Here is a 22,785-nt window from a genome sequence, read left to right as displayed (position 1 = left end):
GTTGATCGAGATCAACGCCGCTTGCCGCCAACATGCCATGATGGCCAGCAGGCAGGAGTGATTACCATGACCTTTCTCGATTACCTGATTTCAGTTGATGCCAGAACCACCTTGATGGACCGCATGATGCGGAAGCTCGGCGTCGACAGACAGTTGAAAGTCGTAGCCGACCATGCCGCCGTCACCAGCAGGGCAGTGGATCGCTGCCGTTCCTGCGGACATCAGGATGAATGCTCGGTCTGGCTCGACGAACATCAGCAAGCCAATAACCCGCCAGACTATTGCCGCAACGGCGACCTGATCGCTCGACTGCAGCATGCGGCCGGCCAACGCTAGTCATTCGAGTACTCAGCCTGGACGATGTCGTGCTGCCCGTGTTTTGACAGAGTCAACGCAAACCGAGTCTTCCAGTTGACAGGTTTGCATTCCACGGGACCAGGCGGTTGGACACTCTATTTTTTCTGGAAGCATTCCTGCTCTTTGTCGCACCAGGGCCAACCAACGCTCTTTTGCTGACAGGGTCGGTCAAGCGGGAGAAAGCGGTCAGGCTCTTGGCCGCTCAGGCATGCGGATACGGGATCGCATCCGCGTGCTGGTTTTCACTGCGTCCCTTCGTGTCGCCTGACGCCATTCAAATACTCAGGCTGGTAGCGGCCGGGTGGCTCGTCATTCTTGGCCTGCGTCTTACGGCAAGCGCCCGGATCAACGCTGCCAAAAGCGGCGACGCCATTTCTGTTGCGGTGACCAGTGCTCTCAATCCGAAGGCCTTCATCTATTGCCTGGCTATCGTGCCGATGAACATCGAACCGCGCGAACTGGGGATCTTCTGGATTGCGCTTCTGGTGATGACAGCTGCCAGCGGATCGGTGTGGCTTTTGCTGGGGCGGCGCTTCTGCGGAGGCAAAACACTGGCAGAAAAAGTTGCGGGCGCCGCACTTCTTGCCTTTGCCCTGTTACTCCTTCGACCATTGATTCCCCTGGTCGCGCCCTAAGCGCGGCGAAGCCTTGGGCAAGGACCAGCAACACAGAGAGGCAATGGTGCCTCGCTGCGGACCAATGTCAGCTCCGCTACGAAACAAGGACGACCGACACGGGATCGGCGCAGAAGAGATTGTCCTTGACAGCATTGACGCCGGCGACGTTTTCGGCGGCGACTGTCGCTGCCTGGCGCTCGCGTTCGTCGAAGATGGCGCCGCTCAGTGTCACCACACCCTTGTCCACCGTCACGTTGATCAAATCGTTGCCGGCCCATCTCTGCCTCGCAAGCTCGGTAGCGATGTTCTGCCGAATCTGTTCGTCATCGATGACCGTAGCGGCTCCATCCGGAAGGACGCCGAGCAATGCCCGCAGAAGATCAGAGCGGGTGATGATGCCAACGACTTTCCCAGCTTCGACGACCGGAATGCGTTTGACATGGTGACGCGTCATGAGCTCGACGACTTTCGCGAGTGATGCTGCAGGGGATGCCGTCACGACATCTTGCGACATCACCTCTTCAACCCGTCGACCATTGGCGCGGACATATTCGTCGGCGGCCTTTCCGGGGCTGACGAGAAACTCCAGCCAGCGCGAGCGCTTGCGCTCCGTGCCCAGTTCCCCGCGTCGCAGGAAATCGCCCTCGCTGACGATCCCCACCAGCCTGCCGTCGTTGCGAATGACGGGGAGGCCGCTGACCTTTTTGGAGAGCATCAACCCGGCAGCCTCGGCGATCGATGCGGACGGGTCTATGCCGACGACTGGCCTGCTCATTATGGCTTCGGCTTGCATGGTCGTTCTCCAGAGTTTTCCAACCTCCGGCTTCTTAGATTGCACATGCACGAAGCGCCTTGATCTGAATCATTTTTCGGTCGAGGCAAATGGTCATCCAAAATTGGAACCTTGAATGACTGGGCGCGAACCGGTCAACCAGCGACCGCGGTCTTGGCGACGTTCACACCAAGTTCGTAGACAAGCAGCCCACCGTAGTAGGCTGTCGCAGTGACCAGGAATGCACCGCAAACTTCGATCAGAGGAATGGCGATCGTTACAGCCCGCATGTCACGGTTCCGCATCCAAAGCGCGAACCGCACAAGTCCCCAGACCAGGAAGGCAAAGGCAGTGATACCTCCCAGGCTTTCGTGGATCTCCGCGATATCGCTGCTGAAGCCGGCCGCTTCGGCATGATCCAGGGCAAGACCTCCAAAGAACCAGGTCCCAATGGCGAACACTCCGGCAGACAGGGCTACGAAAGTAGAGATCGTACCGGCGCCAGATCTCTTGGTAACGGCGCTGCCGCCAACCAGCGCCACAAGGTCGATAGCCACAAGCATGTAGATCAGAACAATAGGGAAATGAACAAGAATTGGGTGGATATGTTGAATAGGGATCACGAAAACTCTCCAGAAATTGGCAAGGAGCTTGGATAATTTGCCGGCTTTGCAGCGAGCCTTGGGCCACGACATTGGCAACCGTCATATGCGGTGGCGGCCACGCGCCGTGGGAGACCTAGTCGTTTTCGTCGGCCTCATCGCCTTGTTGGTCGTCACACGCATCGTCGCCACCCTTGATGGCTTTCGGGGTGGAGGCGTCCTGCATCGGGATGGCCTGCAGATCGATCGGACCGGATGGGACAACAGACGATGACGCCCCACATGATCCTTCGTCCGATTCAGCGGCCGCCGGCAGCGCGAAGATCGTGAGGCTTGCAAGTGCTGCAAGGACAAGCATGGAATTGCGCATGGTCTCGTATCCTTCTTGGCGCGGCCATGATTGGACGCGATGATGCCCTGATATGGTCCCCTTGCTTGCTGTGGGCTGAGGATAACTGACAGCAAATTGAAAGCTGCAACGTGCGACATGCCTTGCCGATGAAAAGACAATGGAAGCGTTTGGCGGTGCTGGTTCTCGCGGGACTTGTCTTGGCCATGCCTCTCGCTGCCCGTGCCGACGAGGACGATGACGGCGACCATGACCGGGCGCGGGATTTGTACGAACGCGGCGAAATCAAGGGCCTTGCCAATATACTGGACGTTGTCCGCACCAAAGCTCCCGGCGATGTTGTTGCGGTCGATCTCATCCGCAAGGCCGACAGATGGGTCTACCGTTTTCAGGTCGTGGGTGCCGATGGCCGGCGAAAGACCGTCGACGTCGACGCCGGTGCCGGTGTCATCATGCGCGATGGGGAGGGTGACTGATGAAGATCCTCCTGGCCGAAGACGAGCCCCGTATCGCTGCCGATATCGCGACCGCCCTCAAAGCATCGGGAATGGCGGTCGATATCGTAAAGGATGGTGAAGCTGCCTGGTTCGCAGGCGATGTCGAGAATTATGACGCCGCGATTCTGGATCTCGGCTTGCCCAAGCTCGATGGTCTTACGGTCTTGAAACGTTGGCGGGCGAATGCGCGCAGGTTCCCGGTTCTCATCCTGACCGCAAGAGGCATGTGGACCGAACGCGTCGACGGCATCAATTCCGGTGCCGACGACTATCTTCCCAAACCTTTTGAAATGGAAGAACTGCTCGCCCGGTTACGGGCAATCCTGCGTCGCTCGGCCGGGCAGGCGGCACCCGTGTTGAGGTCCGGGCCGTTGCTCTTGGACACACGCCAGATGCGCATTTCGCTTCGCGGCATTCCCGTTGCGCTGTCGCCGCTGGAATACCGGCTCCTGGCGTTTCTGATGCACCACGCCGGCCGGGTGGTGGCGCCGACCGAACTTGCCGAGCATTTGTACGATTCAGGCAACGACCGCGATCCGAACACGATCGAGGTGATCGTCGCGCGCCTGCGTCGCAAGCTCGGGAGCGACGTCATCGAAACGAGGCGCGGATTCGGGTATCTGATGCCCGACGATTCCCGCTGATGGGCAACTCGATCCGGTTCAGGCTCTGGTTGGCGGCAACGATCTCGATCCTGGTTGCTCTTGCCATCGCCGGCGTTGGATTGCGCTATCTGTTCGAACTTAACGTCGAGCGGCGCGTTGTCAGCGAGCTGACAGTCGACCTGAACGATCTTATTGGCGCGACCAATTTTGCCGCCGATGGCCGTCTTTCGGTCCAGGCGACCTTGGCCGACCCACGTTTCTCCATTCCCTTTTCCGGCCACTACTGGCAGGTGCAGGATGCCGGATCCGGCAACCTTGTCCGCTCGCGTTCACTATGGGACGCGACGCTTGCCTTGCCTGATCGCGCAACCAACGGCGAATTCAGGGAGATCAAGGAATTCAAGGGGCCACAAGGGGAGCTCACCATCGCCGTCGAGCGCACGATCATCGACGCCAGTGGGCGATCGTTTCGCGCCGTCGTGGCGGAAGACCATCAAACGGTGAAGGAATCCGTCGATGGGTATGTCCGCGACCTTGCGCCAGCCCTTGTTCTGCTCGCCATTGCCCTCATGGCCGCCTTCTTCATCCAGATCACCGTCGGTCTTGCGCCTCTGGAGACCTTGCGGGTTTCGGTCAGAAACGTGATTGCGCAGCGATCAGCACGGCTCGATGTGGTGGCGCCGAGCGAGGTGCAGCCGCTCGCGGACGAAATCAATCGTCTTCTCGATGCCCAGGAGAAGGCGCTTGCGCGAGCCCGCTCGCGCGCCACCGATTTGGCGCATGGCCTCAAGACACCGCTGCAAGTGCTGTCGGCCGACATCCGGGCCTTGCGCAAGAAAGGCGAGACGGTTCTGGCTGACGAGATTGAAAAGAGCGCCGGAGCGATCCGGCGCCATGTCGAGCGGGAGCTCGCGCGAGCGCGCCTCGCCCCCGGCGTTTCCGGCAAGGCATCCTGCCTTGTGTCGGAGGTCGCGGCTGGCGTCATTGCCGTCGTCAAACGGACACCAAGCGGCAAGCAGCTTTCTTTCAAGCTGGATATCGCGGAAGATTTGACGGCCCCAATCGACGAAGGCGACTTGTCAGAAGTTCTCGGCAATCTGGTCGAGAATGCCGCGCGCTATGCAAAATCGTCAGTCCGTGTCGGTGCATCCACTGCCTGGGACGAGGTGACCGTCAGTGTTGCTGATGATGGCCCAGGTATACCGGATGCCGATCGGGAGTCCGCGATGTCACGTGGTGTCCAGCTCGACAGCAAAGGAGGCAGCAGCGGTCTTGGCCTGGCCATCGTTTCCGACATCGTCGAAGCCTATGGCGGACGCCTTGCCATGGCTAACGCCGATCCGGGCCTTGTGGTGACCATTTCCTTGCCGCGACACAGTTGAGCCTGCTTCAGGCAAAACCCGGGAAATAGTCGACCTTTATCTTCGAGCGGCGAACGCCCATGGCCAGCAGTTTCTGGCGCAGCGCCTTGACCATCGCTTGCGGGCCGGAAATGTAGAAAGTGCGCTCGAGGTAGTCGGGTATGGCCAGACGGATCAGGCGCTCGTCGATATATCCAAGATATTGCCCGCGCTCGCCACCGTGCGCCACAGCGTGGATCGTCTTGATGCCAAGCTCCTGCCTGGCCGCGCCAAGCACGTCGCGATAAGCGATGTCCTGCTGTCTCTCTGTTGCGTAGAGGATGACGATCGGTCGCCACTCCTTGCGGTCGATGAGATATTGCAGCATCGAGCGGAACGGCGTGATGCCGATGCCTCCGGCCAGGAACGCGATCTTGGTTTCACGCCGGGCGGGCAGCGTGAAATTGCCGGCCAGTTGCGCGGCATGGATCGTGCTGCCTGGCTTCATGGTCATCAGCTCGCGCTTGAAGGCACTTGATTGCGGATAGAACTTGACGCCGAGGCGGACTGTTTCCTCCGTCGGCGCCGAGGCGACTGTGAAATAGCGGCGGTTGCCGCGATTGTCGGCACGATCGAGGCCAAGCGTCCATTCGAGGTACTGGCCGGCCTCGAATGCGAGCTTGCGTGGCGACCGGAAGACGAAGTCAAAGCTGTCGACGGCCGATTGCTCAATGCGTTCCAAGGTCAGCACGAAGCGTGCCTTGGGGCCAGCCGCATAGGCAAACACGTTGCCGGCAAGCAGCGCCAGTTCCGGCGTGAAATAGAACGAGCCGATATGGATGTTGGGAGCAAACAGAAAGCCGACAATGGCGGCAAAGGCGATACGCGGCCAACGCATCGTCGGCGCGGTCAGCGGCTCGGTCAGCATCACGAAGGCAAAGAACAGCAACGGCGATGAACCCAGTGTCTCTGCAAGCGCGGTCCAGTATTGCGATGGGTCCGTGGTTGCCAGAATGGTCGCCAGCGCCACGACAACGAAGGTCGAGACAAGGTCAAGCCGGCGCAGTTTCCGGACAATGAGCATGCCGCCGACGAGCACGATCGGAAGCAATGGCAGATTGCCGCCCACCCACCAGGTGGCTGGCTGGTCGAGCAGCAGCGCGGACAGCGCCACGCCCAGCGCAGCCGGGTTGAAAAGGTGCTTCCGGCCGATGGCGAGAATGAATTTGGATGAAATCGCCCAGACGGATGTGAATACCACTGCCGCAATCCCCTTGATGTCCGTGACCGCAACCGGATCGAGGATAAGCGTCAGGATGAGCGCGGTGATGTAGACGGACTCGTTGTTGGCCGGAACTGCGAAGACATGCGCAAAAACCTTGTTGGTGATCCAGCAGGCGGCCAGCGCAAGCGTTGTGGTGAAGGCAAGCGCAATCGGATCGTGTGGCACCAGCTTGACGAAGCCGAGCACGAACGCTGCGCCGACCAGCGTCATCAGATAGTACAGGACCAGCCTGTACATGGTCAGGTGATCGAGAAATCGGTCGATGGTCTTGATCATGGCAGGCAAAGGGCTCCGAACCCGGTTGTCGGCGTGGCGCGGCCATTGGCGTCGACGAGATAGCCTTCCAGGCCAGGCGTCTGCTCGATGAAGAGAATGCCGTCACGTCCCATGGCGAAGGCCGCGGTGGCGAAACGATCGGCTTCGAGCACATCGGCGCCGATCACGGTCAGGCTGACGATGTCCTGTATCTGACTGCCAATTCCATGCGGATTGTAGATGTGTTGACCGCGGACATAGGTGCCGGAGGTTGCGACGCCGCGACCGCGGGGATAGACGATCTTTATGATCTCGTCCGCATTGAAGGGATTGCGGATGCCGACGCTCCAGTCATGGCCCGATGCATTCTTGCCGCAGGACTGGATATCGCCTCCCGCCTCGATGAAGAAATCGCTGATGCCGGCTCGCTGAACAATCTCCGCTGCATTGCGAATGGCCCAGCCCTTCACGATGCCGGAAGGATCGAGCGACCCGTCGGGCTTGCGAATATCGAAGTATCCGTCCGTCTCGTCTTTCGTCTGTCGGGCGAGAGCGAACACTTCCATCATCTCGCCGCTCCAGTCGACGACCGGAACGTCGCCTCGGTTGATGGCCGTGATTTCACTGTCGGCCCGGTAGGTGCTGAAGCGCCGGTCGATGTGCTCGAAATAGCCGAAGACGGCTTCGATCAGTTCAGCATTCGACGCGCCGCCGAGGTCGACGGTAATGGGCATGCCCATCAAAATTCGCGTGTCGCGCATGGACCTACGACGACGCTTTCTTCAGCGCGCCGCGCAGCGACTGGATGAAAGCCCTGCTGGTTAGCGTCGCGCCCGAAATAATATCGACATCGGCGCTCTGGGCGCTGATCGCTTCGTCGCGCAGCATGGGGAGCGCCTGCCTGTTGATGTTGACGGAGGTGCGGCGGTCGGAGGGATATTTCTGCACTTTCAGCGCCGTCAGTTGCCCGCCCTGTACGAGGGCCTGAATCTGGATGATGCCGTAATAGGCATCGGCCGTCGGGCCGGTGTAGACGCCGTCGGCATAGCTCTTTGCGGCGAGCTTCATGCCCACCCGGACGACCCGTGCTGGTGCATCCGGATATGCCGGCCTCGGCTGCGGGACTGGTATGTAGACGGCGGGCGTAACGGCGAAGGAAGGCGCTGACGAGGCAGGATCGGCGACAGACGGCGCCACTGGCGTTGGGGACGGTTGTGGCGCCACCGGAACCACTGTCGGCTTGACTGGATCATTGGGGCGTTCGGCAGGCGCTCCTATGCCAGCTGTCGTTTCCCCGGAAATCGGGAACCTTGTTCTAAACCGGAGATCGAGGGGCGCCGGCGAGGTGCGAAGCAGCGGCAAAGCCGCAGCGGATGCGGGTTCTTTTGGCTGCACGGAAGGCGCTTCGGCCGCGTCGGCCGGCAGCGCCTCGCCGAGCATATCGTTTGCCGAATCCTTGCCGGCCTGATCCCAGACATAAACGCCCGAGGCGGCGATCACCAAAAGTGACAGGGCAATCTCTTTCATCGGAATTGTGCTTCCACATTGAACCTTGCAAACGCGACCCGTCTGGTCCGCTTCGGAGGCAATATCCCACAACCAAGCTGACAACTGGCTGTCAGCCGAGGTCGAACTGCGAGGGGACAGTGAAAGCTTGTCTTATGACTTTCGTTGCCGAAGGGTCGAGAATGGACCGCTGGGAGAGGGTGTCAGCCGGTAGATTGGCTTGTCCTAGATCAAGATTGCCGCATGAGCGGCGATGTAGGAAGGTTCTCTCAAACCAGGTAAACCGCCTATGATTGTTGCCAACAAGCCAGCCGGATACACCGGAACCCAGATATTGCTGCATTGGACAATTGCGGCGCTGGTCAGGATGCTGCGACCTGAAAGGCGGGGCGCCGTGATATCATGAGCCGGCTGCACAATGAAAACCATCTTGTATCCCGCGTCGGCTGGTTGCGCGCTGCCGTGCTCGGCGCCAATGACGGCATCGTGTCGACGGCAAGCCTGATCGTTGGCGTGGCGGCAGCCGATGCCGCGGCCTCCAATGTTCTGGTGGCCGGCGTCGCCGGACTGGTCGCCGGTGCGATGTCGATGGCAGCAGGCGAGTATGTCTCGGTCAGTTCGCAGTCCGACACCGAACGAGCCGACCTTGCGCGTGAGAGAGAGGAATTGGCGACACAACCAGATTTCGAGCGGCAGGAACTTGCAGAGATCTATGTCAGACGAGGCGTCGAGCCGACCCTTGCCTCGCAGGTCGCCGACCAATTGATGGCGAAGGATGGGCTCGGCGCCCACGCTCGCGACGAACTCGGCATCTCCGAAGTCACCACGGCCAGACCAATCCAGGCCGCGCTGACCTCGGCGGCAGCATTTTCGGTTGGCGCGGCCATGCCTTTGGCGATGGTGCTTGTTTCGCCGGCCGCCTGGCTTGCCGCAACGGTGTCTGTTGCCTCACTCCTGTTCCTGGCGGTCCTGGGCGCCATCGGAGCCAAAGCCGGCGGAGCCAATGTGCTGAAAGCAACGGTTCGCGTCACCTTTTGGGGCGCGGCGGCAATGGCGCTGACCGCCGGTATCGGCGCGCTCGTCGGCACTGCCATATGACGGCGCGGCAGCCATATCCGCTCCGATGGCTGCGAGTACTTTTTCGTCACGCAAGATAGTATTGCCTCAAGACGTTTCAGCGCTGGTTCCATGAAGTTGCGAAAGCGCAACGAAGCCGTCCCCTGAGCGAACTATGACGAGGGCTTCGCAAATCGCGGAGGACTGCGTCGTGAAGAAACCCAGGTCTATCACTCCCAATACGGTGGTTGACGAGATGATGAGGAAATGGCCGGCAAGCGTGACCGTGCTGCTCAGCTACAGGATGCTTTGTGTCGGCTGTCCGATCGGCACGTTCCACACCGTGGCCGAGGCGTGCCATGAGCACTGCGTGGATGAGGCGCGTTTCCTGGCCGATCTGGACGCGACTATCCGGGGCGAACGGTGATCGTCAGTGTTTGCCCGGGTTCTCGGCGAGAACCACAAGGCGATGGGCATCCTTGACCGTGACTTTCTGGCGGCCGCTGGCGATTATTCCGATGTCTTCCCACCTGCTGAGCACCCGGCTGACGGTGTGCAGCGTCGTGCCTGTCATCTCGGCGATGTCCTGTCTCGAAATCGGGAAGTCGATTTCGATACCGCTTTCGGTCTTTCGGCCGGTCTGGTTTGCCAGCCGCAACAAGGCATGCGCGATCCTTTGCTCGACCTGTTCGGTCGACATCTCCACCACCCGCGTCTGGGTCTCCTGCAGCCGGGTACCGACGGTTCTGTAGGTGGTTGCCCCAAATGCCGGGAATCGTCGCGCCATCTCCGCCCACAGAGCGTTGGGCCACGTCAGTACCACGCAGTCGACGGCCGCGAGGGCGCTGGCGGGATAGGTCGTTCGGCCGAGCGCTGCGGCGACACCAAAGATTTCGCCTTCACTGATGTATCTGGCAATGACCTGTTGTCCGTCCGGCGTAGTGCGAACGACGCGGATATGGCCAGAAATCAGCACAAAAAACGAATGAGCCTCTGTCTCCTGCTCGAAGATCGCGGATTCCTTGGCATAGCGTGACGACCGTGCGCTTCGCAGGATTTCGCTTTGTTCTTCCGCAGTCATCCCCTGGAAGAGCGGCAGCTGCGATATCAGAGATCGGTCCAGAGCAGCCAAACGTATCTCCTCACGACCCCAAGACACCGCGCCAGGACGCGCCAACCATTCTTATCGCGAGTTTGCGCCAGCGCAAATTGTTCGCGGGGGCATCAGGCTAAATGAGAGGGAACGGCGCAACGCCGCGAACATGAGACAAAGGACAATTCGATGAAACGCACTATCTTCGCCGCCGCAATCTCCCTTCTCGCGGTCGCTGGCGGCGCAAGCGCCGAAGAGCACGTCGTGCAGATGCTCAACAAGGGCGAAAAGGGCGCAATGGTTTTCCAGCCGGCTTTCGTCAAGGCCGCACCCGGCGACACCGTCAAGTTCGTGCCGACCGACAAGAGCCACGACGCCGAGTCGATCAAGGGCATGATCCCGGATGGCGCCGAGCCTTTCAAGGGCAAGCCCAGTGAGGAAATCACCGTCACGCTGACCAAGGAGGGTGTCTATGGCGTCAAATGCGCGCCCCACTACGGCATGGGCATGGTCGCGATGATCGTCGTCGGCAAGCCGGTCAATCTCGATACCGCGAAAGCGGTCAAGCATCCTGGCAAGGCAAAGACGGTGTTCGCGGATCTGTTCACCCAGATTCCCGCCAACTGATCGGCATGAGATAGCCTGCCTGCCACAAACGGGCGGGCATGGGCCGGACGGACCGAGGGCGGCGGTTCATCCGGCCCTGTTCATTTCAGGATGTAGGTCATGGCAATTCCACGTCTGCGGGACTATTCCGGTCCAGCTTTTCTCTCCTATGGGTTCAGACCCTTCTTCTTTCTCGGGTCGCTTTATGCGGGGCTCTCCATTCTGCTCTGGCTGCCGATGTATGCGGGCGGCCTCGAAGCCCATAGTGTGTTTGTTCCGGTCGACTGGCATGTCCACGAGATGCTGTTCGGCTATCTGCCGGCGATCGTGACCGGGTTTCTGCTGACAGCCATCCCCAACTGGACCGGCCGGCTTCCCGTGCAAGGACTGCCGCTGCTGGCGCTGGTCGTCCTATGGCTTGCCGGCCGCGCCGCTGTCTTCTTCTCGGCAGACATTGGCTGGGAAGCAGCAGCTATGGTCGATGGCTCATTTCTGCTTGCGGTGGCTGCCGCGGCAGCCCCCGAAATCGTCGCGGGACGCAACTGGCGAAACCTCAAGGTGCTGCTGCCGCTCGTCGTGCTGGCGTCCGCGAACGGCGCGTTCCACATCGAGGCCCATGTTGAGGGCGTGTCGGACATCAGCCGAAGACTCGGCATGGCTGCGGCGATCCTGCTCATCTCGCTGATCGGCGGGCGAATTATTCCGAGCTTCACACGCAACTGGCTCGTGCGCGAAAATCCCGGCAGGCTGCCGGCGCCATTTGACCGATTCGACATCGCTTCGATAGCCATCTCGGCCATCGCATTGGCAACATGGACGTTCGCCCCCGACAGCGCCACCTCAGGAACGCTCATGGCCATTGCCGCAACCTGCCAGGCGTGGCGTTTGTCGCGCTGGGCTGGCGAGCGCACCTTGCCGGATCCGCTGGTGCTCATGCTCCATCTTGCATACGCCTTTGTGCCGATCGGTCTCGCCTTGGTTTCGGCGGCGATTTTCTTTCCTGTTATCGTGCCGGCCGCTGCAGGGCTCCACGCGCTTGGAACTGGTGCGGTCGGCGCCATGACGCTTGCTGTCATGACCCGCGCGACGCTCGGGCACACCGGCCGAGAGCTGAAGGCTGGAAAGGGCGCCTTGTTTATCTTCGTAGCCATCCTTCTCGCGGGATTATTGAGAATTCTGGCCGCCTTCGTCCCCTATGGCGCGGTAATCGACATGGCGGGCGTCGCATGGGTCGCGGCATTTGCCGGCTTCATCCTGGTCTACGGGATGGCATTGATGACGCCCAAGGCGCGGTGAGGCGGCAGAGCAGGCGACCCCCAAGACGAGAACGGAGCGGAGCTATTCCTGATTTTGTCAGCCGAAGCTGAGGTGGGCGAGGATACGGCCCACCCACCCCCGATGGTCCAAGACCAACCTGAACCCCAGATTGTCGGGAGGCAAACCAACGGCGCAACCTCCGCTTTTCCCGTCGCTGACGAAATTCGACATATAGGCTCTGTGCAGGCCTTCCAGGACGTGAACCCCGCAATTGTTGACCGAGCTCGCAACATCGCTGCCGTCTTCGGCGAGCGTCGTGCGGACATAGCAGGTTGAAGTCCACTCCCAGACGTTGCCGGAAAAGTCGGCAAGACCGCGCGAATTCAGTCCGAAAGAGCCGCGGCTCCTGGGCAACGGGTCCGGTTTGCGATTGAGTTCGACCTCCGCCTGATAGCTGGTCAGCCAACGCCTGGCGGGGTTGTTGGCATCGTTTTCGACACCCTCGAATTCGCCAGCGAACCGCTCGGCTGCCGCAAGGGCCCATTCTTCGTCGGATGGCAACCGCCACTGACTGCCGGTTGCCTCAGTATACCACCGGGCGTAGGCAACGGCGTCGAGGTAACTCACGCCGGTTGCGGGTGCGTCACGCGGGACTGAGCGGGTTTCCTCCGCCGGCCGACAGGCGCCGGCCGACACACAAGCTGCGTAATCGGCCGCGCTGACTTGGTACGCCATGATCTCCAGGGGGCCTTCCAGGTGCCGCTCAACCTTGGGATTGGCCTGAGGGCGTCCGTCCTTAAGATACTCGCCCGGCATCGGATAGACGATCGAATGGGGATCAATGCTGATCGTCCTGGCAACGGCGTCGGGCGGCCGATGACCGCCGGCTGCCTGCATCGAGAGCCAAACCGGCAAGGCTAAGGCTGCCACAGCGATCGGAACGAGCTTCATTATGAGAGGCGGCATGTGTTTTCTCCATGCCCGGAGAGTGTCTCTGTCCGGGCATATCGGAGTGCCATTCAATTGGTGGCGATGGGTTTGGGCGCTTCGACCTGCGTCATCAGGTCGTCATCCCACTCGCCCTCGACCTTGAAATGAGCGGTGGCTCCAAGTTCGACGGCCTCGATCAGATTGTGGTTGACGTAGGCGTAGACGCCCGGTTGCAGGAAGGTGTAGAGCGCCGAGCCGGCAGAACCGCCACGGATGAACCATGTCTCGAGATCCTTGGACGGCGGGTTGGCGAATTTGCCCTGTTCCCAGACGTAATCGCCGTGGCCGCCGATCAGGTGCGGCCGCGTATCGCGGTTGGCCTGTGAATGGACGATAAGCACCGTTTCGCCGACCTTCGACTTCATGGCGTCGTCGCCGGTCAGGGATCCGACCTTGCCGTTGAACACCACATGCGTCGGAACGAGACCGCGCATGACCTTGACGGTGTCGTCGTAGCCGTCGCCGGCGGATTCGTAGCTCTTGAAATTGCCCTTCTCGTCGCGCGGAATATAGAAATCACTCTCGCCGATGTAGAAGATCTTGTCGTACTTGACCGGTTCGCCCTTGTCGTTCCTGAGCCCGTCACGCGGCAGCACCATGATGGCGCCGTTCATGCCGGAAACGACATGCCATGGGATCATCGCGCCCCCAGGTGCGCAGTGATAGACAAACGTTCCCGTCCGCGTCGCCTTGAAGCGAAGGGTCACCTGTTCACCGGGATTGATCAAGGTCAAGCCGCCGCCACCCAGCGCGCCGGTAGCCGCGTGGAAATCGATATTGTGGGCTAGCGAGTTGGTATCGGGATTGATGAGCGTCAGCTCGATATAGTCGTCCTGATGCACGACCATCAGTGGGCCAGGGATCGAGCCGTTGTAGGTCATCGCATTGAGCTTCGTGCCTTCGGCATCGATGACGACAGGCTTTTCCTCGATCGTCATGGTAAATTCGACGATCTTCGGACCGCCCTTGGCGATCTGATCATGCGGATGCACGAACGGTGGTGCTACGAGCGTGATCTTCTCGCGGGGCAGCCCGCGAATCTCTGCCTTTGTAACCGTGGCCGACAATGCGGGCAGTGCTGCAACAGCAACAGCGCCAAGCGCGGCTCCAAAGAGGGCTTCGCGTCGCGTAATCATGTCAATCTCCTGTCTCTCGACCGTTGCGGATGAGCAGAAGGTACATGACCTGACGCTAGCCCTCTTTGCGCTGGCTCAAACTGTGTTGTTAATCGCAGGAACAACAGCTCGGGATACAGAGGTCTTGTGGGTCACGATTTGACATGTGAAAGTCCGGTGTCGCGGTTTTCAGTAACGGTGCGCTGCCACCAGCGTCTTTCTGAATATCAGTCGCCGCTTTTGTCTTCCAGATCAATCAGGATTCGCTCGGCGGCTCCGTCGAGATCTTCGTATTGGCCACTCTTCAATGCCCACAGGAATCCCCCCAAGCCAAGTGCACCAAGAAAGAGAGCGACGGGTATGAGGTAGGTGAGAGTGGTCATGACGATCGGACCAGGTTGTTGAAGTTGGACACCCTGTTGCGGCGAACATCCTTGGCCGTTGAGAACGGTTGCGACGATCGCAGGCGTAGAGCATTGCCAATGACAAGCAGCGATGAGGCGGACATGGCGATCGCCGCGATCAGGGGCGTAACGTGCCCGAGGATCGCTATCGGTACTGCGACCGCATTGTAGACGATCGCGATGACGATGTTCTGCCGGATCAGGCGTCCTGCCTGGCGCGAGACGTCCAACGCCAGCGGGACGGCCATAAGGCTCTCGCGCAGGAAGACGAAGTCAGCAGCGTTGCGGCCAATATCAGCGGCGGTCGCCGGTGCAATCGATACATGCGCAGCGCTTAGTGCCGGCGTGTCGTTGAGACCGTCGCCAACCATCAGAACCCTGTGTCCGTCTTTCGCCAAGGTCTCGATGCGTTCGACCTTGCCGGATGGCAGCAGGCAGGGGACAAAGTCTTCGACACCAAGCACCTTCGCAACGTCGGCGCAGGCTGCCGCTGTATCCCCTGACAGCATTTCGACAGATACCCCGGCGTCGTGTAACCGATCGATGGCTGGTGTGGCATCGGCGCGAAGCACATCGTCGAAAATGAAGGATGCGACAATCATCCCATTCTTTGTCAGGACCGTTCCACCGTATCCGTGTTTGCCTTCGCCGCCAGTTCGAGCCTTCCAGCCGGCCCATCCGCGTCGGCCCAGGCGCCATGTGCTCCCGGCTGCAGTGGCCTCGATTCCGAACCCAGGATGCTCGGTGACGGCCTCGAATTTGAACCGGCCGCCCAGAGTGGCAAAGCCGGCTATGGCCTTTGAGAACGGATGGCGCGAATGCGTGGCCAGGTCGGCTGCCAGGGCCAGCATATCTGGGTTGACCGATGGCGCGTTGACGAGTCGGGGCTGGCCGAGCGTCAGCGTGCCGGTCTTGTCGAACACAGCCGTGTCGATTGTTGCCAGGCGCTCCATGGCCGAGCCGTCCCTGACCATGATGCCGTTCTCGAACAGGCGCCGCGCGGCGACCACCTGAACGATCGGCACTGCCAGGCCAAGCGCGCAGGGGCACGTGATGATGAGAACAGCGATAGCGATCGTCATGGCCCGGTGCCAGTCGCCGGTCGCCGCCACCCAGCCAAGGAATGTCAAGAAGGCGGTGAGATGCACCACGGGGGCGTAGAGCGCCGAGACGCGGTCGGCGATGCGGCGATAGTGCGCGCGGCCGCCCTCCGCGGCCTCCATCAGCCGCACCATCTCCGCCAGGAACGAATCCCTTGCGGCGGCAGTGGCTTCGATGGTCAGCGGGCCGGTGATATTGAGCACGCCGGCCTGCACGGCTTCACCGGGCCCTACGTTTTTTGGCGTGCTTTCGCCTGAAGCCAGCGAGCAGTCGAGATCCGACGCTCCCTGGATGATCTTGCCGTCGACGGGGATTCTTTCGCCAGCTGCGATCAACAACCGCATGCCCGGTTCGATCTCGCCGACTGGTAGATAGTCGCGCGCACCATCGCCGCGAACCACCATGGCGCCACGCGAGGCCAGCTGCGACAGGCCTTTCACCGCGGTGCGGGCACGTTCCCGCATTACGTGATCCAGCGTGCGGCCGACCAACAGGAAAAACAGCAGCGATACCGAAGCATCGAAATAGGCGTGCTCGCCATGGTTGATCGTCTCATAGAGGCTCATCGCGTAGGCAAGTGAAACACCGACCGCGATCGGAACGTCCATGTTCATGCGGCCATGGCGCAGCGCATTCCAGGCCGATCGGAAAAAGATACCGCCGGCGAAGGCGAGCGCCGGAATGGCGATCAGCGCGGAGACCCAGTGAAACAGGTCGCGGGTGGCCCCTTCGGCGCCTGACCAGACCGAGACCGACAACAGCATGATGTTTCCGGCCGCGAAGCCGGCAACGGCGACGGCGCGGATCAGTTCGGCAAGCGTTCTGTCTCTCCTATCAGCGTCGGCTTCGAACAGGTGCGCCTCGTAGCCTAGCCTGCCAAGCGCGGCGACGAAGGGTGGCACCTCGTCCCCACGCCACCGGATCGCGACGCGTTTCGTCGAAAGGTTGACACGCGAGCCTTCGACATTGCCGAGCTTTCCCAGCGCCGTCTCGATCGTCTGGATGCAGGCGGCGCAATGAACCGTCGGCACTGAAAGATCGGTCTGCCGAAGATTGTCGCCAAGCGAGCGGCTGGCGAGCCGGATCTCCTGGCTGGATGGCAGCGTCGATGCGGAGCTGCCCAGGTCCAGCGCCATTTCGGCGCCCGGTGCACAACAACTCATTGCAGCGTTCCATGGGAAATCATGATTCGACGGACGTCTCGGTACGGCCTGTCCAGGCCGGCATCGGCGTCGACCTCGACGATCCAGACGCCGTCCTTTGGCATATGCTGCGCCGCGAATTCCTGGCCTGAAGCAAGGGCCAGCGTGACCGACTTGTCCTCCTTCTCGTATGCGGGATGACGAAACAGCATCTTCACGCCGTGCAGAGGAACCGGCTTGCCGGCTGCGTCGGCGATGCTGTAGCGGACTTCGCCCCATGCGATGGTTAGCTTGCCTGTCCAGCCGAGTGCCGCTTGCGCCCGGCCCTCCTGCGCCTGCTTGTTGAATTGCTGGCTCGCAACATAGGTATTTTCGACGACGAGGCCGGTCCAACTGGTGTTGGCAAGCGTTGCCATGGTCAGGTTGACCGCGATCACCACCCCGAAAAAGGCGAGGACAATGACCAGCATGTGCCGGCCCGTGAATTCCCGAGGCTTCTGGGCATTGGCGGTCATCTGGCGGCCTCTGGAGCGTTGAAAGTGGCGGTGTATTCGTTGGACTCGAAGCTGGCCTTGTCCTCGACGCGGAATTTGAAGGTCTGCGCCGGGGCGCGGATCTGGTCCGCCGGCTGGCGGACGAAGACCTTCAGCATTTTCAGGCGGTCGGGTTCGACCGGAATGGCAAAGGAGCGGCCTGCCGGGATGTCTTCGCCGACCACGCTCATGTCAGCTCCATACAAGCCTTGAATCGTGACGACGATCGTCCTCGGCTCGGGGATCATGTTGAGCAGTTTGACGGTGTAGCCATTGCGGATAGACCCGTCGGAAAGCGTGACGAACTGAGGATTGCGATCATGCAGCACGTTTAGTTCGAGCCGATCGCGCGTCAGCAGGGAATAGAGCAGGCCAAGGCCGATCAGCGACCACAAGCCCATGTAGACATAGGTGCGCGGCCGAAAGATCTTGCGAATGTGAAAATGCGCTACCTTGTCGGAGAAAGCGCCGCCAGCGGTCCTGACGAGCGATGGATTGACTGGGCTGGAGCCGCCTGCTGTCGCCAGCATCATATTGGCGTTGTAGTCGGACAGCGTCGCATAAGCGATCAGCCCATGCTCCCTGCCGAGCTTGTCCATGACACCGTCGCAGGCGTCGATGCAAAGCGCGCAGGTGATGCATTCGAGCTGCTGGCCATCGCGAATGTCGATCCCCATCGGGCAGACCGCGACACAGGCGTTGCAGTCGACACAGTCACCTGCGGGCTGGCCAACCGCCAGCACTTTCTTGGCGTGACGCGAACGCGGTTCGCCGCGCCAGTCGTTGTAGGTGACGGTGAGAGAATTTTCGTCAAGCATGGCCGCCTGAATGCGCGGCCATGGGCACATATAGGTGCAGACCTGTTCACGCATCAGGCCGCCGAACGTGTAGGTGGTTGCCGTCAGCACGGCGATGGTGATGTAGGCCACGGGTGCGGCGCTGCCGGTCCAGAGCTGGCCGAGCAGTGTCGGTGCGTCAGCAAAGTAAAAAATCCAGGCGCCTCCAGTCGCCGCGCCGATGACCAGCCAGATCGCGTGCTTTGATACGCGCAGCACCAGTTTGCGGGCGGTCCAGGGACCCGTATCGAGCTTCATGCGGGCATTGCGGTCGCCTTCTATCGCGCGTTCGACGACGAGGAACAGATCGACCCACACCGTCTGAGGGCACGCATAGCCACACCAGGCACGGCCGACAGTCGAGGTGATCAGGAAAAGACCGACGCCGGCCATGACCAGGAGGCCCGCCACATAGAAGAATTCCTGCGGCCATATCTCGATGAAGAACAAGTAGAAGCGCCGATTGGCGACATCGAGCAGCACCGCCTGGTCGGGTGCAAACGGACCACGGTCCCAACGCAGCCACGGCGTCAGATAGTAGATGCCAAGCGTGATCGCCATCACCAGCCATTTGAAGCGGCGAAAGCTGCCTGAGGCGCGCTTTGGAAAGATCTTCTTGCGCGGCGCATAAAGAGGCTGACGGATCTTGGCGGAATTGACCGCCTCGGCTTCCAACCGCTCTACCTGCGTATTGTCCAGCAACGACTTTTCTCCGCTCTACACGCAGACGGCGATTTGAATGCGCCGGGCAACAATGCCGCCCGGTGGACCTGCCCGCGTTGATGCAAGTCAATCTTGGCGTTGCGGAAAAGAGTCGAGGCCCGGCTGGGCCGGGCCTCGTCGCCTGGAAGGTGAAGGGTCGAGAACAGGTCCCCGCTTCCTATTCCCCACCGCCAAGCGAATGGATGTAGACGGCCAGTTCCTTGACCTTGGTTTCGCCAAGACGCGCTCCCCAGGCTGGCATGACGCCCTGCTTGGGTGCGCGAACCTGGTCGGCGATTGCCGTCTCGCCTGAGCCATAGAGCCAGATCGCGTCGGTTAGGTCGGGGGCGCCGAGCTCCTTGTTGCCTTTCGCGTTGTCACCATGACAGGCAACGCAGTTTTCTGCGAAGACCTTGGCCCCGGGCTGGATCAGACTAGCATCGTGGACCTTGCCGGACAGGCTGGCAACGTAGGCGCTGACTTGGGCGATCTGGTCGGCGGTTATGATGTCGCCAAAGGCAGGCATTTCCGACAAGCGCGTGTCCGGATCGGACGCGAAGCGGATACCATGCGTGATCGTCTGCTGGATCTGCTCAGCCTTGCCACCCCAAAGCCAGTCGTCGTCGTTGAGATTGGGAAAGCCCTTGGAGCCCTGGGCACCGGAGCCGTGACATTGCACGCAATTGACCTTGAATGCGGCGCCACCTGCAGCGACTGCGAATTCGCGCAAGGCATCGTCCGCGGCTATCTCCGAGACGGTCTTGGATTGCACCGCCGCGACATATTTGCCTTTGGCGGCTTCAGCCGTGGTCAGCTCGTTCTTGACCTCGCCGCGGCTGGAATAGCCGAGCACACCCTTCGTCGCCGAGTGCAGCAGTGGCCATGCCGGATAGGCGATCGTGTAGCCGATCGCCCAGACGATGGTGAGGTAGAAAGTCATGACCCACCAGCGCGGAAGCGGATTGTTCAGCTCCCTGATGCCGTCCCATTCGTGGCCCGTGGTTGAGACGCCAGAGATTTCGTCGATGTGCTCGTCGCTCATGATTACTCGTCCTCAAGGGGAATCCGGGCAGCCTCGTCGGCCAGCTTGCGACTGCCAGGGCGGAGGGAGAAGACAATTGCCCCGACAAAGAAAAGCGCCATGGCGACCAGGCCCCAACTGTCAGCAAACTCCCGCATCAAATTGTATTGCATGGATAACTCTCCTCAGCGGTAGCCGGCGGCTTCGTCGTAATTCTTGAAATCGACCAATGTGCCGAGCATCTGCAGATACGCAACGAGGGCATCCATTTCGGTCACCTTTTGCGGATTGCCGTCGAAGTCGCCGACCTTGGCTTTGGGATATCTTTTCTGAAGGCCGGAGGGGTCGGCATTCGGGTCGGCCTGCGCCATCAGATCGGCGTTGGCGTTGGCGATCATGTCATCGCTATAGGGGACACCGACACGCCTGTTGGCGATCAGGTGCGTAGAGAAATCCTTCACCTCGATCTGCGCGTCCTTCAGGAAGGCATAGCTCGGCATGACCGATTCCGGCACCACCGAGCGTGGGTCGGCAAGGTGCGCGACGTGCCAGGCATTCGAATAACGGTCACCAACCCGGGCGAGATCTGGCCCGGTGCGTTTGGATCCCCACTGGAAGGGGTGGTCGTACATCGACTCCGCAGCCAGGCTGTAGTGGCCGTAACGCTCGACCTCGTCGCGAAACGGCCTGATCATCTGGCTGTGGCAGAGGTAGCAACCTTCGCGCACGTAGATGTTGCGCCCGACAAGTTCGAGCGGCGAATAGGGGCGCATGCCTTCCACCTTCTCGATCGTGTTGTCGAGGTAGAAGAGCGGCGCGATCTCGACGATGCCGCCGACGGTCACCACAAGAAGCGAGCCAACGAGAAGAAGCGTGGCGTTCTTCTCGATGAGTGCGTGTCTGTCCATCAGGCTCATTCTCTGGCTCCTTATTCGGCAGGCTGCAGGGAGGGTGCGGAGCCCGGCATCGGCTCTTCCGCGCGCTTGTATCCAAGGATGGTCATGGTGATGTTCCAGGCCATGATCAGGGCGCCGGAGAGGTACATGGCCCCGCCGATGGCACGCATGACATAGTATGGGTGCATGGCGGCGACGGTTTCAGCAAAGGAGTAGACCAGGAAACCCTGCTCGTCGTATTCACGCCACATCAGGCCCTGCATGATGCCGGATACCCACATCACCGCCGCGTAGACAACGATGCCGAGCGTCGCCAGCCAGAAGTGCCAGGTGACCAGCCGCAGCGAATAAAGACGTTCACGGTTCCAGAGCTTCGGCACCATGTAGTAGATCGCGCCGAACGAGATCATGCCGACCCAGCCGAGCGCACCGGAATGGACGTGGCCGACGGTCCAGTCGGTATAGTGCGACAGTGAGTTGACCGTCTTGATCGACATCATCGGTCCCTCGAAGGTGGACATGCCGTAGAAGGCGATGGCCATCACCATCATGCGGATGATTGGATCCGTGCGGATCTTATCCCAGGCGCCCGAGAGCGTCATCAGGCCGTTGATCATGCCGCCCCATGACGGCATCCAAAGCATGATCGAAAACACCATGCCCAATGTCTGCGCCCAGTCGGGCAGGGCCGTGTAGTGGAGGTGGTGCGGACCGGCCCAGATGTAGAGGAAGATCAGCGCCCAGAAGTGAATGATCGACAGCCGGTAGGAATAAATCGGCCGGTTCGCCTGCTTGGGAACGAAATAATACATCATGCCGAGGAAGCCGGCCGTGAGGAAGAAGCCGACGGCATTGTGGCCGTACCACCATTGCGTCAGGGCGTCCTGGACACCCGAGAACGCCGAGTAGCTCTTCGATCCAAGGAAAGAAGCCGGCATCGACAGATTGTTGACGACGTGCAGCATCGCGATGGTGACGATGAAGGACAGATAGAACCAGTTGGCGACATAGATATGCGGTTCCTTGCGCTTCAGGATCGTGCCAAGGAACAGGATGAGGTAGGCAACCCAGACGATTGTCAGCCAGATGTCGACATACCATTCGGGTTCGGCGTATTCGCGGCTTTCGGTGATACCGAGCAGGTAGCCGGTCGCGGCCATCACGATGAAGAGCTGGTAACCCCAGAACACGAACCAGGCGAGATCGCCACCGAAGAGCCGGGCGCGACAGGTGCGTTGCACGACGTATAATGATGTGCACAGCAGCGCATTGCCGCCGAAGGCGAAGACGACGCCCGACGTATGCAGCGGCCGCAGGCGGCCGAAATTGAACCAGGGCTGGATATTGAGATCAGGGTAGGCAAGCTGCAGCGCGATGACAACGCCGACCAGCATGCCGACCACCCCCCAGAACATTGTAGCGATGGCGCCGTAGCGGATGGGTCCGTCCATGTAAGCGGAGGGGTCGACCGGCGCGGCCACGTCGAATTTCGTGTTGCGGAGGAGGATGGCGACAAAACCGAGCAGCACGAAAAAAAGCACCCACATATGCTGTCGGAAAGGCTCATCTGCACCGAAGCCGGCGGCCACCAGAGCCGCAAATGTGAACAGGCCCAAAGCGAAGATTGGTGTGCCGAACTTCATGAGATGCCCCCGACCTTGTATACCGATGCGCGGACGCCAATCCGCGTGGACACCAATTCAGCAGTTGCGTTGTCGCCGCCTTGATCCATGTCAAAGCTCAGTGCTTTCGGATTGGGCAGCGTTGGTCTGCAAATGACTGGAGGGTCGCCGTTGAGCCGGAAGAAAGGGCCAGGATCGTCGCTGTTCGAAGTACGCGATGGAGATG

Annotated in this window: 26 protein-coding genes; 9 read left to right on the top strand and 17 right to left on the bottom strand. The window is 60.7% G+C overall.

Translation table 11 applies throughout. From position 1 onward, the window contains the following. The first annotated feature begins 66 nt into the window (after positions 1 to 66). Together EN861_RS00195 and EN861_RS00190 are read left to right on the top strand one after the other, a co-directional pair. Positions 67 to 336: a DUF6455 family protein gene (locus tag EN861_RS00195; RefSeq protein ID WP_127275558.1), complete on the top strand. Its 270-nt coding sequence runs from the start codon at positions 67 to 69 to the stop codon at positions 334 to 336. 107 nt (positions 337 to 443) lie between these two features. Then, positions 444 to 992, top strand: coding sequence for a hypothetical protein (locus EN861_RS00190; RefSeq protein WP_135861757.1), 549 nt, complete (start codon positions 444 to 446; stop codon positions 990 to 992). Between the two features lie 76 nt (positions 993 to 1,068). Here EN861_RS00190 and EN861_RS00185 read toward each other — a convergent pair whose 3' ends face one another. The 3 genes from EN861_RS00185 to EN861_RS00175 all read right to left on the bottom strand — a co-directional run bounded on the left by EN861_RS00185 (position 1,069) and on the right by EN861_RS00175 (position 2,718). Next, the gene (locus EN861_RS00185; RefSeq protein WP_135861755.1) at positions 1,069 to 1,767 is read right to left on the bottom strand and encodes a CBS domain-containing protein; all 699 of its coding nucleotides are present in this window, start codon (positions 1,765 to 1,767) and stop codon (positions 1,069 to 1,071) included. Positions 1,768 to 1,901: 134 nt separating this feature from the next. Next, positions 1,902 to 2,441, bottom strand: a complete 540-nt coding sequence (locus tag EN861_RS00180; protein WP_135861750.1) for a DUF2231 domain-containing protein — start codon at positions 2,439 to 2,441, stop codon at positions 1,902 to 1,904. A gap of 43 nt (positions 2,442 to 2,484) precedes the next feature. Further along, positions 2,485 to 2,718 (bottom strand): hypothetical protein, encoded by a 234-nt coding sequence (locus EN861_RS00175; protein WP_127275561.1) that lies wholly within the window; start codon positions 2,716 to 2,718, stop codon positions 2,485 to 2,487. 185 nt (positions 2,719 to 2,903) lie between these two features. Here EN861_RS00175 and EN861_RS00170 point away from each other — a divergent pair, with 185 nt between their 5' ends. From EN861_RS00170 to EN861_RS00160, 3 genes are read left to right on the top strand one after another with little or no spacing between them, the layout of a single operon-like run. After that, positions 2,904 to 3,173, top strand: coding sequence for a hypothetical protein (locus EN861_RS00170; protein WP_245464237.1), 270 nt, complete (start codon positions 2,904 to 2,906; stop codon positions 3,171 to 3,173). Further along, a complete protein-coding gene (locus EN861_RS00165) occupies positions 3,173 to 3,838 on the top strand; it encodes a response regulator transcription factor (protein WP_127275563.1) in 666 nt (221 codons plus the stop codon). The genes EN861_RS00170 and EN861_RS00165 overlap by 1 nt, the downstream gene beginning before the upstream one ends. Next, complete coding sequence (locus EN861_RS00160) at positions 3,838 to 5,181, top strand: HAMP domain-containing sensor histidine kinase (RefSeq protein WP_135861747.1); 1,344 nt, start codon at positions 3,838 to 3,840, stop codon at positions 5,179 to 5,181. The genes EN861_RS00165 and EN861_RS00160 overlap by 1 nt, the downstream gene beginning before the upstream one ends. A gap of 7 nt (positions 5,182 to 5,188) precedes the next feature. Here the strand turns inward: EN861_RS00160 and EN861_RS00155 are convergent, their stop codons facing one another. The 3 genes from EN861_RS00155 to EN861_RS00145 are packed head-to-tail and all read right to left on the bottom strand — an operon-like array spanning position 5,189 to position 8,206. Then, complete coding sequence (locus EN861_RS00155) at positions 5,189 to 6,700, bottom strand: RnfABCDGE type electron transport complex subunit D (protein ID WP_135861745.1); 1,512 nt, start codon at positions 6,698 to 6,700, stop codon at positions 5,189 to 5,191. Further along, positions 6,697 to 7,419: an FAD:protein FMN transferase gene (locus EN861_RS00150; protein ID WP_245511969.1), complete on the bottom strand. Its 723-nt coding sequence runs from the start codon at positions 7,417 to 7,419 to the stop codon at positions 6,697 to 6,699. The genes EN861_RS00155 and EN861_RS00150 overlap by 4 nt, the downstream gene beginning before the upstream one ends. A 25-nt stretch (positions 7,420 to 7,444) precedes the next feature. Then, the gene (locus tag EN861_RS00145) at positions 7,445 to 8,206 is read right to left on the bottom strand and encodes an FMN-binding protein (protein WP_135861741.1); all 762 of its coding nucleotides are present in this window, start codon (positions 8,204 to 8,206) and stop codon (positions 7,445 to 7,447) included. Between the two features lie 381 nt (positions 8,207 to 8,587). On the opposite strand from EN861_RS00145, the gene EN861_RS00135 reads away from it, so the two are divergent. Both EN861_RS00135 and EN861_RS00130 read left to right on the top strand, forming a co-directional pair. After that, the gene (locus EN861_RS00135; protein ID WP_127873525.1) at positions 8,588 to 9,283 is read left to right on the top strand and encodes a VIT family protein; all 696 of its coding nucleotides are present in this window, start codon (positions 8,588 to 8,590) and stop codon (positions 9,281 to 9,283) included. A gap of 169 nt (positions 9,284 to 9,452) precedes the next feature. Then, positions 9,453 to 9,668, top strand: coding sequence for a DUF1858 domain-containing protein (locus EN861_RS00130; RefSeq protein ID WP_135861739.1), 216 nt, complete (start codon positions 9,453 to 9,455; stop codon positions 9,666 to 9,668). Positions 9,669 to 9,671: 3 nt separating this feature from the next. Here EN861_RS00130 and EN861_RS00125 read toward each other — a convergent pair whose 3' ends face one another. Beyond that, positions 9,672 to 10,373: a Crp/Fnr family transcriptional regulator gene (locus EN861_RS00125; protein WP_127275570.1), complete on the bottom strand. Its 702-nt coding sequence runs from the start codon at positions 10,371 to 10,373 to the stop codon at positions 9,672 to 9,674. A 150-nt stretch (positions 10,374 to 10,523) separates the two neighbouring features. Between EN861_RS00125 and EN861_RS00120 the strand changes: the two genes are divergently transcribed. Next, complete coding sequence (locus EN861_RS00120; protein WP_135861734.1) at positions 10,524 to 10,961, top strand: pseudoazurin; 438 nt, start codon at positions 10,524 to 10,526, stop codon at positions 10,959 to 10,961. A 99-nt stretch (positions 10,962 to 11,060) separates the two neighbouring features. Further along, complete coding sequence (locus EN861_RS00115; protein WP_135861731.1) at positions 11,061 to 12,236, top strand: NnrS family protein; 1,176 nt, start codon at positions 11,061 to 11,063, stop codon at positions 12,234 to 12,236. Between the two features lie 57 nt (positions 12,237 to 12,293). Here the strand turns inward: EN861_RS00115 and EN861_RS00110 are convergent, their stop codons facing one another. From EN861_RS00110 to ccoN, 10 genes are all read right to left on the bottom strand, one after another. Next, a complete protein-coding gene (locus EN861_RS00110; RefSeq protein WP_127275573.1) occupies positions 12,294 to 13,163 on the bottom strand; it encodes an SUMF1/EgtB/PvdO family nonheme iron enzyme in 870 nt (289 codons plus the stop codon). Between the two features lie 53 nt (positions 13,164 to 13,216). Next, the gene (gene nirK, locus EN861_RS00105; protein ID WP_135861729.1) at positions 13,217 to 14,323 is read right to left on the bottom strand and encodes a copper-containing nitrite reductase; all 1,107 of its coding nucleotides are present in this window, start codon (positions 14,321 to 14,323) and stop codon (positions 13,217 to 13,219) included. Between the two features lie 206 nt (positions 14,324 to 14,529). Continuing rightward, complete coding sequence (ccoS, locus tag EN861_RS00100) at positions 14,530 to 14,685, bottom strand: cbb3-type cytochrome oxidase assembly protein CcoS (protein WP_127275575.1); 156 nt, start codon at positions 14,683 to 14,685, stop codon at positions 14,530 to 14,532. Beyond that, positions 14,682 to 16,970: a cation-translocating P-type ATPase gene (locus EN861_RS00095; protein WP_127275576.1), complete on the bottom strand. Its 2,289-nt coding sequence runs from the start codon at positions 16,968 to 16,970 to the stop codon at positions 14,682 to 14,684. Before EN861_RS00095 ends, ccoS begins: the two co-directional genes overlap by 4 nt. Then, a complete protein-coding gene (locus tag EN861_RS00090; RefSeq protein WP_127275577.1) occupies positions 16,967 to 17,464 on the bottom strand; it encodes a FixH family protein in 498 nt (165 codons plus the stop codon). Before EN861_RS00090 ends, EN861_RS00095 begins: the two co-directional genes overlap by 4 nt. Further along, positions 17,461 to 19,020, bottom strand: a complete 1,560-nt coding sequence (gene ccoG, locus EN861_RS00085) for a cytochrome c oxidase accessory protein CcoG (RefSeq protein WP_127873531.1) — start codon at positions 19,018 to 19,020, stop codon at positions 17,461 to 17,463. Before ccoG ends, EN861_RS00090 begins: the two co-directional genes overlap by 4 nt. 178 nt (positions 19,021 to 19,198) lie before the next feature. Beyond that, positions 19,199 to 20,062 (bottom strand): cytochrome-c oxidase, cbb3-type subunit III, encoded by an 864-nt coding sequence (gene ccoP, locus EN861_RS00080; RefSeq protein WP_127275984.1) that lies wholly within the window; start codon positions 20,060 to 20,062, stop codon positions 19,199 to 19,201. Between the two features lie 2 nt (positions 20,063 to 20,064). Further along, a complete protein-coding gene (locus EN861_RS00075; RefSeq protein ID WP_127275983.1) occupies positions 20,065 to 20,214 on the bottom strand; it encodes a cbb3-type cytochrome c oxidase subunit 3 in 150 nt (49 codons plus the stop codon). A gap of 12 nt (positions 20,215 to 20,226) precedes the next feature. After that, positions 20,227 to 20,958 carry a cytochrome-c oxidase, cbb3-type subunit II gene (gene ccoO / locus EN861_RS00070; RefSeq protein WP_127275982.1) on the bottom strand — a complete coding sequence of 244 codons (732 nt, stop codon included), beginning with the start codon at positions 20,956 to 20,958 and terminating at the stop codon, positions 20,227 to 20,229. A gap of 11 nt (positions 20,959 to 20,969) precedes the next feature. After that, positions 20,970 to 22,580 carry a cytochrome-c oxidase, cbb3-type subunit I gene (ccoN, locus tag EN861_RS00065; RefSeq protein WP_127275981.1) on the bottom strand — a complete coding sequence of 537 codons (1,611 nt, stop codon included), beginning with the start codon at positions 22,578 to 22,580 and terminating at the stop codon, positions 20,970 to 20,972. Between the last annotated feature and the right edge of the window lie 205 nt (positions 22,581 to 22,785).

This window comes from Mesorhizobium sp. M8A.F.Ca.ET.218.01.1.1 (assembly GCF_004791165.1).
In the GTDB taxonomy this organism is placed as follows: domain Bacteria; phylum Pseudomonadota; class Alphaproteobacteria; order Rhizobiales; family Rhizobiaceae; genus Mesorhizobium.
This window is presented reverse-complemented; position numbering and strand designations above follow the sequence as displayed.

Coding starts and splice junctions, on each gene's coding strand:
- EN861_RS00160 (WP_135861747.1), top strand. CDS start 3,838: ATGGGCAACTCGATCCGGTTCAGGCTCTGGTTGGCGGCAACGATCTCG.
- EN861_RS00155 (WP_135861745.1), bottom strand. CDS start 6,700: ATGATCAAGACCATCGACCGATTTCTCGATCACCTGACCATGTACAGG.
- EN861_RS00170 (WP_245464237.1), top strand. CDS start 2,904: ATGCCTCTCGCTGCCCGTGCCGACGAGGACGATGACGGCGACCATGAC.
- EN861_RS00090 (WP_127275577.1), bottom strand. CDS start 17,464: ATGACCGCCAATGCCCAGAAGCCTCGGGAATTCACGGGCCGGCACATG.
- ccoS (WP_127275575.1), bottom strand. CDS start 14,685: ATGACCACTCTCACCTACCTCATACCCGTCGCTCTCTTTCTTGGTGCA.
- EN861_RS00115 (WP_135861731.1), top strand. CDS start 11,061: ATGGCAATTCCACGTCTGCGGGACTATTCCGGTCCAGCTTTTCTCTCC.
- ccoN (WP_127275981.1), bottom strand. CDS start 22,580: ATGAAGTTCGGCACACCAATCTTCGCTTTGGGCCTGTTCACATTTGCG.
- ccoO (WP_127275982.1), bottom strand. CDS start 20,958: ATGAGCCTGATGGACAGACACGCACTCATCGAGAAGAACGCCACGCTT.
- nirK (WP_135861729.1), bottom strand. CDS start 14,323: ATGATTACGCGACGCGAAGCCCTCTTTGGAGCCGCGCTTGGCGCTGTT.
- EN861_RS00195 (WP_127275558.1), top strand. CDS start 67: ATGACCTTTCTCGATTACCTGATTTCAGTTGATGCCAGAACCACCTTG.
- EN861_RS00180 (WP_135861750.1), bottom strand. CDS start 2,441: ATGTCGTGGCCCAAGGCTCGCTGCAAAGCCGGCAAATTATCCAAGCTC.
- EN861_RS00165 (WP_127275563.1), top strand. CDS start 3,173: ATGAAGATCCTCCTGGCCGAAGACGAGCCCCGTATCGCTGCCGATATC.
- EN861_RS00185 (WP_135861755.1), bottom strand. CDS start 1,767: ATGCAAGCCGAAGCCATAATGAGCAGGCCAGTCGTCGGCATAGACCCG.
- EN861_RS00175 (WP_127275561.1), bottom strand. CDS start 2,718: ATGCGCAATTCCATGCTTGTCCTTGCAGCACTTGCAAGCCTCACGATC.
- EN861_RS00075 (WP_127275983.1), bottom strand. CDS start 20,214: ATGCAATACAATTTGATGCGGGAGTTTGCTGACAGTTGGGGCCTGGTC.
- EN861_RS00135 (WP_127873525.1), top strand. CDS start 8,588: ATGAGCCGGCTGCACAATGAAAACCATCTTGTATCCCGCGTCGGCTGG.
- EN861_RS00120 (WP_135861734.1), top strand. CDS start 10,524: ATGAAACGCACTATCTTCGCCGCCGCAATCTCCCTTCTCGCGGTCGCT.
- ccoP (WP_127275984.1), bottom strand. CDS start 20,062: ATGAGCGACGAGCACATCGACGAAATCTCTGGCGTCTCAACCACGGGC.
- EN861_RS00145 (WP_135861741.1), bottom strand. CDS start 8,206: ATGAAAGAGATTGCCCTGTCACTTTTGGTGATCGCCGCCTCGGGCGTT.
- EN861_RS00110 (WP_127275573.1), bottom strand. CDS start 13,163: ATGCCGCCTCTCATAATGAAGCTCGTTCCGATCGCTGTGGCAGCCTTA.
- EN861_RS00095 (WP_127275576.1), bottom strand. CDS start 16,970: ATGAGTTGTTGTGCACCGGGCGCCGAAATGGCGCTGGACCTGGGCAGC.
- EN861_RS00150 (WP_245511969.1), bottom strand. CDS start 7,419: ATGGGCATGCCCATTACCGTCGACCTCGGCGGCGCGTCGAATGCTGAA.